Origin of the sequence: Streptomyces sp. CA-250714, from assembly GCF_050936705.1 — a bacterium.
Classification (GTDB): domain Bacteria; phylum Actinomycetota; class Actinomycetes; order Streptomycetales; family Streptomycetaceae; genus Streptomyces.
In genome coordinates, this window is the sequence record NZ_JBNJMI010000001.1 from 3646519 (window position 1) to 3663072 (window position 16554).

At 70.8% G+C, this 16554-nt stretch carries 15 protein-coding genes, 1 tRNA gene and 1 pseudogene; 7 read left to right on the top strand and 10 right to left on the bottom strand.

Going from position 1 to position 16554, the window contains the following annotated elements:
* Positions 1-43: 43 nt before the first annotated feature.
* The 3 genes from ACQEU8_RS16185 to nth all read right to left on the bottom strand — a co-directional run bounded on the left by ACQEU8_RS16185 (position 44) and on the right by nth (position 3522).
* Positions 44-1243 carry a MarP family serine protease gene (locus ACQEU8_RS16185; RefSeq protein WP_433101159.1) on the bottom strand — a complete coding sequence of 400 codons (1200 nt, stop codon included), beginning with the start codon at positions 1241-1243 and terminating at the stop codon, positions 44-46.
* 372 nt (positions 1244-1615) lie between these two features.
* Positions 1616-2338, bottom strand: a complete 723-nt coding sequence (locus tag ACQEU8_RS16190; protein WP_433101161.1) for an NUDIX hydrolase — start codon at positions 2336-2338, stop codon at positions 1616-1618.
* A complete protein-coding gene (gene nth / locus ACQEU8_RS16195; RefSeq protein WP_433101163.1) occupies positions 2335-3522 on the bottom strand; it encodes an endonuclease III in 1188 nt (395 codons plus the stop codon). Before nth ends, ACQEU8_RS16190 begins: the two co-directional genes overlap by 4 nt.
* Positions 3523-3787: 265 nt before the next feature.
* Here nth and ACQEU8_RS16200 point away from each other — a divergent pair, with 265 nt between their 5' ends.
* Positions 3788-4462 (top strand): Crp/Fnr family transcriptional regulator, encoded by a 675-nt coding sequence (locus tag ACQEU8_RS16200; protein WP_019355551.1) that lies wholly within the window; start codon positions 3788-3790, stop codon positions 4460-4462.
* Positions 4463-4583: 121 nt separating this feature from the next.
* On the opposite strand, the gene ACQEU8_RS16205 is transcribed toward ACQEU8_RS16200, so the two are convergent.
* The 4 genes from ACQEU8_RS16205 to ACQEU8_RS16220 all read right to left on the bottom strand — a co-directional run bounded on the left by ACQEU8_RS16205 (position 4584) and on the right by ACQEU8_RS16220 (position 7127).
* Entirely contained in the window at positions 4584-5414 is an 831-nt protein-coding gene (locus tag ACQEU8_RS16205) for an MBL fold metallo-hydrolase (protein ID WP_433101165.1), read from the bottom strand.
* Positions 5411-6283: an NUDIX hydrolase gene (locus tag ACQEU8_RS16210; RefSeq protein ID WP_433101167.1), complete on the bottom strand. Its 873-nt coding sequence runs from the start codon at positions 6281-6283 to the stop codon at positions 5411-5413. Before ACQEU8_RS16210 ends, ACQEU8_RS16205 begins: the two co-directional genes overlap by 4 nt.
* 221 nt (positions 6284-6504) lie before the next feature.
* On the bottom strand, positions 6505-6969 hold the full coding sequence (locus ACQEU8_RS16215) for a RidA family protein (RefSeq protein ID WP_433101169.1): 465 nt from the start codon (positions 6967-6969) through the stop codon (positions 6505-6507).
* Positions 6966-7127, bottom strand: a complete 162-nt coding sequence (locus ACQEU8_RS16220; RefSeq protein ID WP_003975360.1) for a DUF4177 domain-containing protein — start codon at positions 7125-7127, stop codon at positions 6966-6968. Before ACQEU8_RS16220 ends, ACQEU8_RS16215 begins: the two co-directional genes overlap by 4 nt.
* Before the next feature lie 112 nt (positions 7128-7239).
* Here ACQEU8_RS16220 and ACQEU8_RS16225 point away from each other — a divergent pair, with 112 nt between their 5' ends.
* The gene (locus ACQEU8_RS16225; protein ID WP_433101171.1) at positions 7240-8238 is read left to right on the top strand and encodes an ArsA-related P-loop ATPase; all 999 of its coding nucleotides are present in this window, start codon (positions 7240-7242) and stop codon (positions 8236-8238) included.
* A 77-nt stretch (positions 8239-8315) separates the two neighbouring features.
* Positions 8316-9722: an ArsA family ATPase gene (locus ACQEU8_RS16230; protein ID WP_433101173.1), complete on the top strand. Its 1407-nt coding sequence runs from the start codon at positions 8316-8318 to the stop codon at positions 9720-9722.
* A gap of 310 nt (positions 9723-10032) precedes the next feature.
* Here the strand turns inward: ACQEU8_RS16230 and ACQEU8_RS16235 are convergent, their stop codons facing one another.
* The gene (locus ACQEU8_RS16235; protein ID WP_433101175.1) at positions 10033-10383 is read right to left on the bottom strand and encodes a WhiB family transcriptional regulator; all 351 of its coding nucleotides are present in this window, start codon (positions 10381-10383) and stop codon (positions 10033-10035) included.
* A 412-nt stretch (positions 10384-10795) separates the two neighbouring features.
* Between ACQEU8_RS16235 and ACQEU8_RS16240 the strand changes: the two genes are divergently transcribed.
* Positions 10796-13099 (top strand): transglycosylase domain-containing protein, encoded by a 2304-nt coding sequence (locus ACQEU8_RS16240; RefSeq protein WP_433101177.1) that lies wholly within the window; start codon positions 10796-10798, stop codon positions 13097-13099.
* 605 nt (positions 13100-13704) lie between these two features.
* Here ACQEU8_RS16240 and ACQEU8_RS16245 read toward each other — a convergent pair.
* Positions 13705-14169 (bottom strand): GatB/YqeY domain-containing protein, encoded by a 465-nt coding sequence (locus ACQEU8_RS16245; protein WP_433101179.1) that lies wholly within the window; start codon positions 14167-14169, stop codon positions 13705-13707.
* A 221-nt stretch (positions 14170-14390) separates the two neighbouring features.
* Here ACQEU8_RS16245 and ACQEU8_RS16250 point away from each other — a divergent pair, with 221 nt between their 5' ends.
* Complete coding sequence (locus tag ACQEU8_RS16250) at positions 14391-15335, top strand: metallophosphoesterase (RefSeq protein WP_433101181.1); 945 nt, start codon at positions 14391-14393, stop codon at positions 15333-15335.
* Positions 15336-15426: 91 nt separating this feature from the next.
* Positions 15427-15500, top strand: a tRNA-Pro gene (locus tag ACQEU8_RS16255).
* 77 nt (positions 15501-15577) lie between these two features.
* Here the strand turns inward: ACQEU8_RS16255 and ACQEU8_RS16260 are convergent.
* Positions 15578-16064, bottom strand: a pseudogene (locus tag ACQEU8_RS16260) (tyrosine-type recombinase/integrase); the annotation flags it as partial.
* 129 nt (positions 16065-16193) lie between these two features.
* On the opposite strand from ACQEU8_RS16260, the gene ACQEU8_RS16265 reads away from it, so the two are divergent.
* Entirely contained in the window at positions 16194-16319 is a 126-nt protein-coding gene (locus ACQEU8_RS16265) for a hypothetical protein (RefSeq protein WP_433101183.1), read from the top strand.
* Positions 16320-16554: the final 235 nt, after the last annotated feature.

Consider the following 16554-nt stretch of genomic DNA (forward strand, 5'->3'; position numbering starts at 1 on the left):
GAGCCCATAGCCCGAGCGCTGGACGCGCGGCTCGCGGAGCTCGTCAGATCGCACAGCCCCGGCTGTTCACCGGCCGCTGGGCGGTGCGGCCACGGGTGATGTCCTCGCGCACCTCGTCGACGCTGAGGGCGTACCCGGTACGGTCGTCGTCCAGTGACTTGGCGAAGATCACGCCGTAGACGCGGCCGTCCGGGGTGAGCAGCGGGCCGCCGGAATTGCCCTGCCGGATCACGGTGTAGAGCGAGTAGATGTCCCGGCTGACGGTGCCCCGGTGGTAGATGTCGGGGCCGTTGGCCTGGATGCGGCCGCGCACCCGCGCCGAGCGGACGTCGAAGCCGCCGTTCTCCGGGAAGCCGGCCACGATCGCGCCGCCGCCGCTCTCCGCGTCCTGCTCGGCGAAGCGCAGCGCGGGCGCGTTCAGCCCGGGAACGTCGATGACGGCGATGTCGCGCTTCCAGTCGTAGAGCACGACGCGGCCGAGGTAGCGCTGCCCCTCGCCGCCGATCTGCACGGTCGGTTGGCGTACGCCCCCGACCACGTGCGCGTTCGTCATCACCTTGCCGCGCGAGAAGACGAACCCGGTGCCCTCCAGTTCCTTTCCGCAGCTCGCTGCCGTACCCACGACCTTGACGATGCTGCGCTTGGCGCGCTCCGCGACGGGGCTGCCCGCCAGCTCGGGGTCGGGCGGCGGGACCTCGCGGATCGGCTCGTTGGAGAAGGGCGCGAACACCTGCGGGTAGCCGTTCTTGGCCAGAACGGAGGAAAAGTCGGCGAACCAGGAGTTGACCTGCTGGGGCATCACGCGGGATACGCCGAGCAGGACGTTGGAGTCGCGCACCTCCCGGCCGAGCGTGGGCAGCGACGTACCGGCCAGCGCGGAGCCGATCAGCCAGGCGACGACGAGCATCGCGAGGACGTTGACGAGCGCGCCCCCCGTCGCGTCCAGGGCCCGCGCGGGCGACCAGGTGATGTACTGCCGCAGCTTGTTGCCCAGATGTGTGGTGAGGGCCTGGCCGACGGAAGCGCAGATGATCACGATGATCACAGCGCCGATCGCCAGCCCCGACCCCGGCCGGTTGCCCGCGGCGAACTCGTCCCACAGCAGCGGCAGAACGAGCAGCGCGACCAGACCGCCCCCCAGAAACCCGAGGACCGACAGGATGCCGACGACGAAGCCCTGGCGGTAGCCGACGATCGCGAACCACACGGCAGCCACGACCAGCAGTACGTCCAGCACGTTCACCGAATCAGCCTCGCCTCGGGTCCATCTCGGCAGTCATCCGTTCCCCGCCTCCCGGTGCCGCCCCGTACGCGCTCCGCGCATGGTCCGGGCGGCCGCCCGGACGAGGCCGCTGAGGAGAGCGGAAGAGACACCGTCTCATGCGCGCGCGGGTGCGATGGTCACGCGTACCAGCCGATCCGGTCGATACGGGGGTCACGCGTGGGGGTCGCGATCGGGTCGGTACGGCGCTCATGCGGGCCAGGCGCGATCGGGCCGACACGGCGCTCACGTGTGGCGGTCGCGATCCGGTCGGTATGGCGCTCGTGTGTGGCGGTCGCGATCCGGTCGGTACGGCGATCACCCGTGCCAGTCGCGATCCGGTCGGCACAGCGATCACGCGTGCCAGTCGAGCGAGACCCGGCGATCGCGGTCCCAGGGCCGTTCCCACCCGGCGTAGTGCAGGATCCGGTCGATCAGGCCCGCCGTGAACCCCCACACCAGCGCCGGGCCGACCATGAAGGCGGGCCCCACATGACCGGCCGGGTGCACGGCCATGGCCCGGTTGGCGGGGTCGGTGAGGTGCGCGACGGGGACGGTGAAGACGCGGGCCGTCTCCGCCGGGTCGACCGGCGCCACCGGCGTGGGCCGGCGCCACCAGCCGAGCACCGGCGTGACGACGAAGCCGCTGACGGGGATGTAGAGGCTGGGCAGTACGGCGAACACCTGCACGCCCGAGGGGTCGAGCCCCGTCTCCTCCTCGGCCTCCCGCAGCGCGGCCCGCAGCCTGCCGTCCCCTTGCGGATCGCCATCCTCCGGATCGATGGCCCCGCCGGGGAAAGAGGGCTGCCCGGCGTGCGAGCGCAGGCTGGAGGCGCGCTCGATCAGCAGCAGCTCGGGACCGCGCGACCCCTCACCGAAGAGCACCAGCACGGCGGAAGGGCGGCCTCCGCCGTCTCGCGGCGGGAGGAAGCGGCTGAGCTGGCCCGCCTCGACGGTCTCCGCAGCCTCCCGTACGGGCACCAGCCACTCCGGCAGCCCTCGCCCGCTGACCTCGACCGGCACCGAGGCCGCACGAGCCTCCGCCGCTCGGTCCGAGGACTGCCCGGCACGCGTCACCGGGCGGCTCCGGTGGCGGAATCGCTCGCGGACGCGGTTGCGGGCCCGGTGGCCGGTCCCGCTGTCGGCCCGGCGGCCGAGCCGGCTGCCGGCTCGGTGACGGGGTCGCGGGAGGGCAGCGGCGGGGCGGGGCGGCCCGGGTAGTTGGCCGGGGGCTTGAGGCGCTGCCCCGGCTGGCCGCCCATCTCGTACTTGAGCAGCTTCTTCGCCTTCTCCGGGTCCGTCTCGCCCTCGCCGTAGGAGGGGCACAGCTCCGCGATCGGGCAGGCGCCGCAGGCGGGCTTACGGGAGTGGCAGATGCGGCGGCCGTGGAAGATCGTGCGGTGCGAGAACATCGTCCACTCGCTCTCCGGCAGCAGGTCGTCGATCTCCTGCTCGACCTTGACGGCGTCCGTCTGCTCTGTGAGCTGCCAGCGGCGCACCAGGCGGCCGAAGTGCGTGTCGACGGTCAGCCCAGGGACGCCGAAGGCGTTGCCGAGCACCACGAACGCCGTTTTGCGGCCCACGCCCGGCAGCTTCACCAGTTCGTCTATCGAACCGGGGACCTTGCCGCCGTGGTTGTCCCGCAGCGCCGCCGAGAGGCCGAGCAGGGACTTGGCCTTGGCGCGGAAGAAGCCGGTGGGACGGATCAGCTCCTCCAGCTCCTCCGGGTTGGCCGCCGCCATGTCCTCGGGGGTGGGGTACGTGGCGAAGAGGGCGGGCGTTGTCTGGTTGACGCGCAGGTCGGTGGTCTGCGCGGAGAGGACGGTGGCCACCAGGAGCTCGAACGGATTCTCGAAATCCAGCTCGGGATGGGCGTAGTAGTAGACCTCCGCCAGCGCCTCGTTGATCCGCGCGGCCCGCTTCGCCTTGGACGCCTGCGACTCCGGCTTGCCTCCGGGAGCCTTCTTGGCGGCGGTCGTCTTCGCGGGGGCCTTCTTCGCAGCGGGCTGCTTCGCGGCCGACTTCTTGGCCGGGGCAGTCTTGGCTGCCGACTTGCCGACGGCGCCCTTCTTGGCGGCGGCCTTCTTGGTGGCGCCGGCCTTCTTCGCCGAGACGGCTCTCGCGGTGGCGGTCTTCGCGGTGGCGGTCTTCGCGGTGGCGGTCTTCGCGGGGGCCTTCTTGGCAGCCTTGACAGCCTTGGTGGCCTTCTTGGCGGCAGCCTTCTTCGCCGGCGCCTCAGCCGCCGTCTCGTGTTCGCTCACAGCGGAATCCTCTGCTTCCGTCACCCGCCCAGCCCCCTCTCTGTCCGTGCGCTTCCCGCGGTGGTGGACACTCGGCCAGCGTAAAGGGGCCCACCGACATTCGTGGCACACGCGGCTGATCCAGAGCCCTAGCGCGCCCCGCGTTGGGGGTCACAGCATGCGTGCGTCAAACTTGTGACTGATTGCTGTGACTGATCGCATGGTTTCACCGTCCGGCATCATGGGTTCCACGGACCCCATGGGCAGGTCGACAAGGAGAGAACTCGTGGACGACGTTCTGCGGCGCGCCCCGCTCTTCGCGGCGCTCGATGAGGAGCAGGCCGCTGAGCTGCGCGCCTCCATGACGGAGACGACGCTCGCTCGCGGTGAGGCCCTCTTCCACGAGGGTGACCCGGGTGACCGCCTCTATGTGGTGACCGAAGGCAAGGTGAAGCTGCACCGTACTTCGCCGGACGGCCGGGAGAACATGCTGGCGGTGCTGGGCCCCGGCGAGCTGATCGGCGAGCTGTCCCTGTTCGACCCGGGCCCGCGTACGGCCACGGCCTCGGCGCTGACCGAGGTCAGGCTGCTGGGGCTGGGCCACGGCGACCTCCAGCCCTGGCTGAACGCCCGCCCCGAGGTGGCCTCGGCACTGCTGCGCGCCATCGCCAGGCGGCTGCGCCGTACCAACGACTCCATGTCCGACCTGGTCTTCTCCGATGTGCCAGGCCGGGTGGCCAAGCAGCTGCTCGACCTGTCCCGCCGCTTCGGTGTGCAGTCCGAGGAAGGCATCCATGTCGTCCACGACCTGACCCAGGAGGAGCTGGCCCAGCTGGTGGGCGCCTCCCGCGAGACGGTGAACAAGGCGCTGGCCGACTTCGCCGGGCGCGGCTGGCTGCGGCTGGAGGCCCGCGCGGTCATCCTGCTGGACATCGAGCGGCTGGCGAAGCGCTCGCGCTGACGCCTGCGCCGGGACCGGTCCCACCGATCCGTACGTACGCACATGTAAGGGGCGCCCTCCCTGGGAGGGCGCCCCTTACATCGTGTCCGGCGGGCACGGCCTCCGCGCGGCGGTTCGACGCTCACACCAGCCCGTGCTCGATCAGATAGTCCAGCTGCGCCCGTACCGACAGCTCCGCCGCGGGCCACAGGGATCTGTCCACGTCCGCGTAGACATGGGCCACCACCTCGGCGGCTGTCCGGTACCCCTGCTCGACGGCCGTCTCCACCTGGGCGAGCCGCTTGGCGCGGTGGGCGAGGTAGTAGTCGATGGCGCCCTGCGCGTCGTTGAGCACGGGCCCGTGGCCGGGCAGTACGCGGCTGACGCCGTCGTCCACCGTCAAAGAGCGCAGGGCACGCAGGGAGTCGAGGTAGTCGCCGAGTCTGCCGTCCGGGTGCGCGACCACCGTGGTGCCGCGCCCCAGCACCGTGTCGCCGGTCAGTACGGCGGCGTCCGCGGGGAGGTGGAAGGAGAGCGAGTCGGCGGTGTGCCCGGGCGTGGGGACGACACGCAGCTCCAGGCCGCCGGTGGTGATGACGTCCCCGGCGCCGAGCCCCTCGTCACCCAGGCGCAGTGCGGGGTCGAGCGCGCGGACCGGCGAGCCCGTCAGCTCGGCGAACCGCGCGGCGCCCTCGGCGTGGTCCGGGTGGCCGTGGGTGAGCAGGGTGAGCGCCACCCGCTTGCCCTGCCGCTCGGCGGTGGCGATCACATTGCGCAGATGTACGTCGTCCAGCGGACCGGGGTCGATGACGACGGCGAGGTCGGAGCCGGGCTCGGCCACGATCCAGGTGTTGGTGCCGTCCAGCGTCATGGGCGACGGGTTGGGGGCGAGCACACAGTAGGCGCGCGGACTGGCCTGGCCGTCGAGTGTGCCGCCGCGCGGCTGGCCGGGGAGTGCTGCGGCGTCGGTCATGCGGGATCGATCCTCTTGGTGAACTCGTCGTGTCCTGGCCAGCTCAACACGATCTGGCCGCCCTCCAGGCGAGCGCGCGCGAGTACGGGCGTCAGGTCGCGCTGTCCGGCGGCGGTCAGTGCCTCCGCTGCCGTCCCGTACGGCGCCAGCTGGCGCAGGGTGGCGATGGTGGGCGGCATCATCAGCAGTTCGCCCCGGTCGTAGCCGGCCGCGGCCTCCTCGGGCCGGACCCAGACGGTGCGGTCGGCCTCGGTCGAGGCGTTGCGGGTGCGCTGGCCCTCGGGGAGCGCGGCGACGAAAAAGTACGTGTCGTAGCGCCGCGTCTCGAACTCCGGCGTGATCCAGCGCGCCCAGGCTCCCAGCAGGTCGTCGCGCAGGACGAGCCCCCTGCGGTCAAGGAGGTCGGCGAACGACAGCTCGTGGGCGACCAGCGCCGCACGGTCCGCCTCCCAGTCCTCCCCGGTGGTGTCCGCGACGACCGTGTCCGGACCGGGCCCGGCCAGCAGGACACCGGACTCCTCGAAGGTCTCCCGGACGGCCGCACACACGATCGCGCGTGCCGTGGCCTCGTCGGTCCCCAGCCGCTCGCCCCACCACGGGGCGGCCGGACCCGCCGCGTCCACGGCGCGCGCGTCCCGTGGATCGACGGAGCCGCCCGGATACGCGTACGCGCCGCCAGCGAACGCCATCGAGGCGCGGCGCCGCAGCATATGGACGGCAGGCCCGTCCGGGGTGTCCCGCAGGAGCATCACGGTGGCGGCGCTGCGCGGTGCCACCGGGGTCAGCTCCCCGGCGGCCAGGGCGCGGATGCGCTCCGGCCACTCGGGCGGATACCACTGGCCGTTGCCGGCGGACGACGAGGACGACATGGCCGGATGCTACGGCCCACCGCCCCGATGTTCGAGAGCCCCTCCCTCCGGGCACCTTCCCGCCATTGCGGCACCCGTCCACCACGAACGAGACCGGCGGTGCCGAGCCCACCAGCCGAGGTGGTCCGGCACCGCCGATCACGTTCGTTTCACGTCCCACCGCTGCGGCGGAAAGAAGATGGGGCGGCCAGCAGGGAAAGATGCGCCCCCATCGAGCCGGCTCAGTCGGCCAGCTCGACCTGCAGCTCGACCTCCACCGGCGCGTCCAGCGGCAGCACCGCGACGCCCACCGCGCTGCGCGCGTGCACGCCCTTGTCACCGAGAACCTCGCCCAGCAGCTCGCTGGCGCCGTTGATGACGCCGGGCTGGCCGGTGAAGTCCTGTGCGGAGGCGACAAAGCCGGTGACCTTGACGACCCGGACGATCCGGTCGAGGTCCCCGGCCACGGACTTGACGGCTGCCAGCGCGTTCAACGCCGCCGTACGCGCCAGATCCTTCGCCTCCTCGGGCGTGACCTCGGCGCCGACCTTCCCGGTCATCGGCAGGGTGCCCTTCACCAGCGGGACCTGCCCCGCGGTGTACACATACCGACCGGTCTGCACGGCCGGTACGTACGCGCCGGCGGGGGTGGGGGTGTCCGGCAGCGTCAGCCCGAGCTCGGCGAGCTTGTCCTCGACCGCGCTCATGCCTGCTTCTCCCGCTTCAGGTAGGCCACAAGCTGTTCGGGGTTGTTCGGTCCGGGCACGACCTGGACCAGTTCCCAGCCGTCCTCGCCCCAGGTGTCGAGGATCTGCTTGGTCGCGTGCACGAGCAGCGGCACGGTTGCGTATTCCCACTTCGTCATGGGGAGACCCTAACGAACACAGCCGCGCGCGGAGCCGCCGCGAGCGCTGGTCGGACGGCCGGCGGTGGCCGGTCTCGCCGGAGCCCCGGGCAACGAATTAGGCTTCCCAGCCGTGAGCAGGCTTCACGTAGTGACCGGCAAGGGCGGGACCGGCAAGACGACGGTCGCCGCCGCACTCGCGCTGGCGCTGGCACACGGCGGCCGGCGCACACTGCTCGTCGAGGTGGAGGGCCGCCAGGGGATCGCACAGCTCTTCGAGACGGAACCGCTGCCGTACGAGGAGCGCAAGATCGCCGTCTCGCACGGCAACGGTGAGGTGTACGCGCTGGCCATCGACGCCGAGCGGGCGCTGCTCGACTACCTCCAGATGTTCTACAAGCTCGGCAGCGCCGGCCGCGCTCTGAAGCGACTGGGCGCCATCGACTTCGCGACGACCATCGCACCGGGCCTGCGCGACGTGCTGCTGACCGGTAAGGCGTGCGAGGCGGTACGCCGCCGGGACAAGCGGCAGCGGCCCGTCTACGACGCCGTGGTGATGGACGCGCCGCCCACCGGCCGCATCGCGCGCTTCCTCGGCGTCAACGAGGAGGTGGCGGGGCTCGCCAAGGTCGGCCCGGTGCACAACCAGGCGCAGGCCGTCATGCGCCTCCTCAAGTCGCCGGAGACGGCGGTGCACCTGGTGACGCTGCTGGAGGAGATGCCAGTCCAGGAGACGGTCGACGGCATCGCCGAGTTGCGGGCCGCGGGGTTGCCGGCCACCTCCGTGGTGGTGAACATGGTGCGCCCTCAGCTGCCGGGCGAGGAGCAGCTGCTGACGGCCCAGGAGCGCACGGACGAGATAGCGCGCGCCTTCGCAAGCGCCGGGCTCGGGGGCGCACGCCGCGGAGGGCGCGCCGAACGGCTTGTGGCGCCGCTGCTGGAGCAGGGCAGAGAGCACGCCGAGCGCGTACGGCTGGAGCGCGGTCTGCGCGCGGAGCTCGCCGAACAGGGCCTGCCGGTACGGGAGCTCGGCCTGCTCAGCGAGGGTGTCGAACTGGCGGGCCTGTACGGGCTCGCCCGCGAACTGCGGGGTCAGTGGCAGCCGACCGGGACGGACGGCACACGCCCGTGAGCCCAAGCCCCCCTCAGCCGCCGAAGCCACCCGTGCCACCCGTGCGACCCGCGATATCCGGGGAAGGAGAGGCATCCATGGCCACGCCGCTGGACGCCGACGCGCTGGACATCGACCCCCTGCTGGACGATCCGACGACGCGGATCGTCGTCTGCTGCGGCTCCGGAGGCGTCGGCAAGACCACCACGGCCGCCGCCCTGGGCGTTCGCGCCGCCGAGCGCGGCCGCAGAACCGTCGTACTGACCATCGACCCCGCCCGGCGGCTCGCACAGTCCATGGGCCTGTCCGAGCTGGACAACACCCCACGCGAGGTCCCCGGGATCGACAAGACGGCAGGCGGCGAACTGCACGCCATGATGCTCGACATGAAGCGGACGTTCGACGAGATCGTCGAGACGCACGCCGATCCCGAGCGCGCCAAGGCGATCCTGGAGAACCCCTTCTACCAGTCGCTGTCCACCGGTTTCGCCGGTACGCAGGAGTACATGGCGATGGAGAAGCTCGGCCAGCTGCGGGCGGGCGACGAGTGGGACCTGATCGTGGTGGACACCCCGCCCTCCCGCTCCGCGCTGGACTTCCTGGACGCGCCCAAGCGTCTCGGATCGTTCCTGGACGGGAAGTTCATCAAGCTGATGATGGCCCCGGCGCGGGTCGGCGGCCGAGCCGGGATGAAGGTCGTCAACCTGGGCATGGCGGGGCTCTCGCTTTTCACCGGGGCACTCAACAAGCTGCTGGGCGCGGGTCTGCTGCGCGATGTGCAGACCTTCGTGGCCGCCATGGACACCATGTTCGGCGGCTTCCGCACCCGCGCGGACGCCACCTACCGGCTGCTTCAGGCGCCGGGCACCGCCTTCCTCGTCGTAGCGGCGCCGGAACGGGACGCGCTGCGCGAGGCCGCGTACTTCGTGGAGCGGCTGGCCGCCGACCGGATGCCGTTGGCCGGACTGGTGCTCAACCGGATGCACGACAGTGACGCGGCGGGGCTGAGCGCCGAGCGTGCGCTGGCGGCGGCCGAAAATCTTGAGGACGGCGGCATTGTGGATCGCGATGGCGGGAAGAGTCTGCATCGCGACGCTCCATCGGCCGGTCCAGCGGATTCCGAGGACGGCTCCCCCGCCTCCGAGAACCCCGGCCCAGCCCGGTCCGTCACCACACTTGGGGGGAACGAGACCACCGAGACGACGACAGAGCGAACGATCCCCGACGCGCGGTCGGCCACCGACCGCGCGTCCGCCCACGGCACGCCGAACGGCCACGACGATGTCGCTGTGCTCGCGGCCGGGCTGCTGCGGCTGCACGCCGACCGTATGCGGCTACTGGCCCGCGAGCGGCGCACGCGTGACCGCTTCACGGCGCTGCACCCGGATGTGTCCATGGCCGAAGTGGCCGCACTGCCCGGTGACGTACACGACCTGGACGGCCTGCGCACGATCGGCGAACGGCTCGCCCATCAGCACCGACAGGCCGCCGCGAACGCGGACTGACCGCGCCACCGCCACTGCCGGCCACCGGCGCCTCACTCACCCGCGCGACTGTCCTACCGCCACCGCCCACTACGGCCACCACCGGCCCGCCTGACGCGAGTCGGCCTGACTGTGAGTCGGCCCCTGTGCGCGAGCGCACGTCAGCGCCGACGCAGGAGCCGACGCGGCGGCGCAGGAGCCGACGACGAGACCGGCACAGGAGTCGGCGCCGCGAGCCCGTCTGGCCACAGGCCCGGCGCCGTACGCCTCCGCACCACGGCGCCGTGTGCGCCGTAGCGCCCCCTGGCCGCAGTACCGTTCCGCCGGGTGGTCAGCCCACCGCGGCGTACTGCTCGTGTTCGTCCGCCTCCAGCTCCACATCGACCGGCAGCACCACGCCGGTGCTGCGCTCGTACTCCGACCGCGCCGTCTCCAGCAGACGGCGCCAGGAGGTGACCGTCGGGCGGCGGCGCAGCAGGGCTCTCCGCTCGCGCTCGGTCATTCCTCCCCAGACTCCGAACTCCACGCGGTTGTCCAGAGCGTCGGCGAGACATTCCGTGCGGACCGGGCAGCCTGTGCACACGGCTTTCGCGCGGTTCTGCGCGGCGCCCTGCACGAACAGTTCGTCCGGATCCGTAGAGCGGCAGGCAGCCTGCGCGCTCCAGTCTGTTACCCAGCTCATTGCCGGTGCCGTCCTCTCCCGAATCGAGGCTCCCCCACGGCGGCGAACGGCATATTCACCGTTGCCAGTTGAGGACGTTACGGAAGAGCGCACAGCACGCAACACCCCCTTCGGGCCCAATCTTGAATGGCCCGAACGGACTATGCGTGCGCAGCACATCACCCAACGGAGTGAGCCGGAAGCGCTGCGGAGAACCCGGGGGCGGACAGCGGGGGCGGTCGACGCCGACGTACGGCAACGGCGGAGACGACGAGAAGGAGAACGGGAGAGGGGTGGAGGGAAATAACGGGAGGTGAAGGGAGGTGTCAGAGTGACAACAGCCTCAGCCTAGGTGACCGACGCGACGGCTGTCCGGCGTTTGCCACGCTTCCCCGCCGGTGCGGTGTCACCGACGCGTCGTAGTCTCTTACCCATGGCCAATAAGCGCGCGGGCAGCGGAGTCAGCAAGCCCCAGCAGATCGCCAAGTTCATCGGCGTCAGTGTGCTGGCGGGGACGGTGCTGGCCGGGCTCGCGCTGCCTGCTGTCGGGACGCTCGGCCTGGCGACGAAGGGCACCGTGGAGGGCTTCGACGAGCTGCCGGTCAATCTCAAGCGCCCGCCGCTCAGCCAGCGGACGACGATACTGGACAACGAGGGCGGCGAGATCGCCAAGGTCTACTCCCGCGACCGCACGGTCGTCGACCTCAAGGACATCTCCCCGCACATGCGCAAGGCGATCGTCGCCATCGAGGACGCGCGCTTCTACAAGCACGGTGCCGTCGACCTCAAGGGCGTACTGCGGGCGCTGAACCGGAACGCCCAGTCGGGCCAGGTCTCCCAGGGCGCCTCGACGCTCACCCAGCAGTACGTCAAGAACGTCTTCGTGGAGGAGGCCGGCAACGACCCGGACAAGGTCGCCCAGGCCACCCAGCAGACGATCGGCCGCAAGATCAAGGAGCTGAAGTACGCGATCCAGGTCGAGGAGGAGCTGGGCAAGAAGAAGATCCTGGAGAACTACCTCAACATCACCTTCTTCGGCCAGCAGGCGTACGGCGTCGAGGCGGCGGCGCAGCGCTACTTCTCCAAGTCGGCCAAGGAGCTGGACCTCACCCAGTCGGCGCTGCTGGCGGGGATCGTCCAGTCCCCGAGCCGGTACGACCCGGTCATCCACAAGGACGAGGCGACCAAGCGGCGCAACATCGTGCTCAACAAGATGGCCACGCACCACGACATCACCCGCAAGCAGGCCGAGGCCGCCAAGAAGAAGCCCCTCGGGCTGGACATCAGCAGGCCCAAGAACGGCTGCATCACCGCCACCAGCGGCGCGGGCTTCTTCTGCGACTACGTACGCGAGGTCTTCCTGAACGACAAGGGGTTCGGCGAGACCCGTAAGGAGCGCGCCAAGCGGTGGAACCGGGGCGGTCTCACCATCAGGACCACCCTCGACCCGAAGGCCCAGCGGTCGGTGCAGAGGTCCATCGAGTCGCATGTGAACAAGTCGGACAAGGTCGCGACCGCCGCGACGATAGTGCAGCCGGGCACCGGAAAGATCCTGGGCATGGGGCAGTCGCGCCCGTACGGCTTCGGGCAGAACGAGACCCAGATAAATCTGTCGGTGGACAAGTCCATGGGCGGCGGCGCCGGATACCAGCCGGGGTCGACGTTCAAGCCCGTGATCGCCGCCGCGGCGCTGGACAAGGGGATGAGCCCCTACAAGTCCTACCCCTCGCCCTACCGCATGCAGTACCCCTCGCCCGTCAACACCTGTAAGGGCAAGTGGCGCGGCAAGGCGCCCGTCGAGAACGAGAACAGCAGCGAAGTCGGCCCCTATCGGATGAAGGAGGCGACCGCGAAGTCGGTCAACACCTACTTCGTCTCACTGATAGGGGAGACCGGCATCTGCCCGGTGACGGACATGGCGAAGAAGATGGGCGTCCAGCGGGCCGACGGCAAGAAGATCGACCAGGTGCCATCGATCTCGCTCGGCACCCAGGAGATGTCGCCGCTGACCATGGCCGAGGGGTACGCAACCTTCGCCAACCGCGGCGTGCACTGCACCCCCGTCGCCATCGAGTCGATCACCGACGCGCAGGGCAAGAAGCTGAGCGTGCCCAAGACCAAGTGCGAGCGCGCGATGAAGACCAAGACCGCCGATACGGTCAACTCGCTGCTGCGCGGCGTGGTCGAGGACGGCACCGGTAAGAAGGCGGGTCTGAGCGGCCGGGACAGCGCGGGCAAGACGGGTACCACCGACCAGCGGTACGCCGCCTGGTTCGTGGGCTACACCCCCAACATGTCCGGCGCCGTCTGGGTCGGCGACCCGGCGCACCGTACGCGGATGGTCGACATCACCATCGGCGGGCGCCCCTACGACAAGGTCTTCGGTGGCGAGGTGCCGGGACCGATCTGGCGCGACGCGATGGCGGGAGCGCTGGCCGGTGAGGCAGCGCCGGACTTCCACCACGTACCGATCCGGGACGGTGGCAAGAAGCCCAGCCGGCCAAAGCCGCCCGCCCCGCCGAAGCCCGACGACGACGCCGGTAACGACCGGCCCTCCGACCCCTGGCCCACCACACCCCCGGACGTCATCGGAGGCGGCGACGCGATCGGTGGCGGTGACATCGGCGGTGGTGACGGTGGCGGCATCGGAGGCGGCGGCTGGCCCGGCGGCAACGGGAACGGAAACGGGAATGGTGGCGGCGGCTGGGATGCGGATGGCGGTGGTGGCTGGCCGTAGGCCGTCGGTTGGGGGGTCGGGCGGTCGGGCTGCGCGCCGGGGCCGCTGGCTGGCCGTAACCCGCGGCTGGCCTGCGCGCTGGCCGGACTGCGCGCCGAGGCCGGGCTGCGGGCCGAGGCCGGACTGCAGGTCGAGGCCGGACTGCAGGTCGAGGCCGCTGGCTGGTTGTAACTCGCGGCGGGAGTGCGCGCCAGCCGGACTGCGCAGTGCGACGGGACTGCCGAGCTGCGGCCTGACTGAGAGCCGCGGCGGAACCGCGAGCGGCGGCTGCTGGCTGGTCGTGACCGCGGCTGGCCTGCGCGCCGAGGCCGCTGGCTGGCCGTAACCCTCGGCTGGAGTGCGCGCCGACCGGACTGCGCGCTGCGGCGGGGCTGCCGATCTGCCGCCTGACTGAGAGCCGCGGCCGGACGCGGGCGGCGGCGGGGCCGCGCGACGTGGCCCGTCGCGGGGCGAGGGCTCCGTCGGGTGTGGGGATCGTCGGGTCTGCCGACCGCATCGGCCTTGTCTGACCGCATCGGTCCCGTCCGTATCGGGACCGTTGGCCCACGTGTAAGGGGCGCCCTCCCTGGGAGGACGCCCCTTACACGTTCTCGTACCGCCTGTGGTTAGCCCGCCAAGCGCTTCTTGACCGCTGCGGCGACTCGGCCGCCTTCCGCGCGGCCCGCGACCTTCGGGTTCACGATCTTCATCACGGCGCCCATCGCCTTCGGCCCCTCGGCACCGGCGGCCCGCGCCTCCTCGACCGCCTCGGCGACCAGGGCATCCAGCTCCTCGTCTGTGAGCTGCTTGGGCAGATAGTCGGCGAGCACCTCGCCCTCGGCCCGCTCCCGCTCCGCCTGCTCGGTACGGCCACCACCCGCGAACGCCTCAGCCGCCTCACGCCGCTTCTTCGCCTCCCGGGTGATCACCTTCTGCACCTCGTCGTCGGAGAGCTCGCGTGCGCTGGTGCCCGCGACCTCCTCCTTCGTGATCGCGGCAAGGGTCATCCGGAGAGTGGCGGAACGGAGCTCGTCGCGCTCCTTGATCGCTGCGGTCAGGTCGTCCTGCAGCCGGGACTTGAGCGTGGTCATGGGGCCAGTGTGCCAGGATCGGGCCGCTGTCCGCCGAAGATATCGGGGCGGGCGGCCTTGGGGCGTCCGGGCGGGCAGCCTTGGGCGTGAGGGCGCGGGCAGCCTGGCATGCGGCCCTTTGGCGTGGGCGGAGCGGCCCTCGGGGCGGCGGGGTGGGATGGCCCTGCGGCGAGGGGTCCACAGCCCTGCGGCGGGGCTCGCGGGTCTGCGACCATGGGCCCATGCGCGCGCAATACCGGATCCCCCTGAAGACAGCCGTCGGCATCACGGCGCTCGGCGCGGCCTGCGTCGGGTACGCGGCGGGTATCGAAGTCCGTTCGTTCCGCTTGCGACGGGTCTCCGTACCCGTACTGCCACCCGGCATGCACCCGCTGCGCGTCCTCCAGGTCTCCGACATCCACATGGTCCGCGGCCAGCGGAAGAAGCAGCGGTGGCTGCGGGAGCTGGCCGGACTGCGTCCCGACTTCGTGATCAACACCGGGGACAACCTCTCCGACCCCGAGGGCGTACCCGAAGTCCTCGACGCGCTGGGCCCGTTGCTGGAGTACCCGGGCGCCTACGTCTTCGGCTCGAATGACTACTACGGGCCCAAGCTGCGGAACCCCGCCAAGTACCTGATGGAGAAGGCCACCGGCAGGCACGGGCTGAACGGGAATCCGCCGGCCGTCGGCGTCGTCCACAACCCATGGGAGGAGTTGCGGGACGCCTTCGATGCCGCCGGCTGGGTCGGCCTCTCCAACGCCAGGGGCCGCCTCAAGCTGGACGGCGGCCAGGAGATCGCGCTGACCGGGCTGGACGACCCGCACATCAAGCGCGACCGGTACGGCGCGGTCGCCGGCGGGCCCGAGGCGGGCGCGGATCTCTCGCTCGCCGTCGTACACGCTCCGTACCTGCGCGTACTCGACGCGTTCACCGCCGACCGCTACCCGCTGATCCTGGCCGGCCACACCCATGGCGGCCAGCTCTGCATCCCCTTCTACGGTGCCCTCGTCACCAACTGCGACATCGACACCGACCGCGTGAAGGGCCTCTCCACCCACCGTGCGGGCGGCCACGAGTCGTATCTCCACGTCAGCGCGGGTTGCGGCACCAACCGCTACACCCCCGTCCGCTTCGCCTGCCCCCCGGAAGCCACCCTTCTCACCCTCACCCCCCGCCAGAACTGACCCCCGCACCCCCGCGCGGGACCCCCTCCCGCCCCCTCGAAACCCGATTTCGCCTCAGCGCTCCCCTGGGCTAAAGTAGTCGTCGTTGCTTCGGGGTGTAGCGCAGCTTGGCAGCGCGCTTCGTTCGGGACGAAGAGGTCGTGGGTTCAAATCCCGCCACCCCGACAGAGAAGAAACAGGTCAGGGCCGGTTTTCCGAGAGGAAGACCGGCCCTGATTCGTGTTGGGTGACTAACTGAGTGACTACGACTTTCGGTCGCCCTTGAAGATGCCGTCGATCGCGACCGCTCCGTCTGGATCACCGGCCGGACCTGCTTTCGGCGACCTCTTCTGTGACGGCTGTGCTGGAGTGGCCGACCAGGCGCGAGATCTCTTCGAGGAGTACGCCGCTGTCAGAGAGCAGCGACACGAAGCTGTGCTGTAGCTCGCGCAGCGTCGACTCCGTCAGCTTTCTTGATCGCTTGACGGAAGGCTCTCCGCACGTTGGAGGAATCGAGCTTCCCGCCGTTTGCGGAGCAGAACACGAGACCGGGCTCCTCCCACGTGTCCCCCGCAGCCAGCCGATCCCACCCCTGGTCCTCACAGTGCTGCCACGACGCCGCGACGCAGCGGGCATGGAGCGCGAGCGTCCGACGCGACTTCCGCGTCTTTTTGTGTCTCCATGCGTACGTACAGAACGCCACACAGCGAGGTACGGCGTTACAGGCGGGTCCGCGTCTGGCTCTCCCCTCGGGCGGCGGGATCTACCAACTCGGCGGTGGCGCCGGTACGTTGAGTGCATCTCCCTCTCCATTGGGGGCTGGGCTTCCCCTCGGGCGAACAGTTCGGGGGTAGCCCGGTGAAGGAGGAGGAGATGCGAATGGCCGACAAGAAGTCGGAGACGCGGGCGGAGGTAGCGCGGGAGGTTGCGAAGCGAATCGCTGTGTCGTTGGGCGCTCGCGCCCTTTGGGCGGTGATCGTGGAGTTCTTCCGCCGCGACCTTTGAACTGGCGAAGCCAGTGCCCTGCGAGCAGCACGGCCGCCCCCGGGTGCCCCTACCTCGGGGGCGGCCACGCTGCTCCCCGACCTAAGGAGCAAATCGCGCCACCCTCATAGAGGGAATGCGGGGTCAGGGGATTGAGTGCGCGAGGTGGATCGGGGGCTGTTCGGCGTTGACGGGGCGGGGTGGGAGTGGCTGGAAGGTGGGGGTGGGGTGGGTGGGGTGTTTAGGGTGCGGGCAT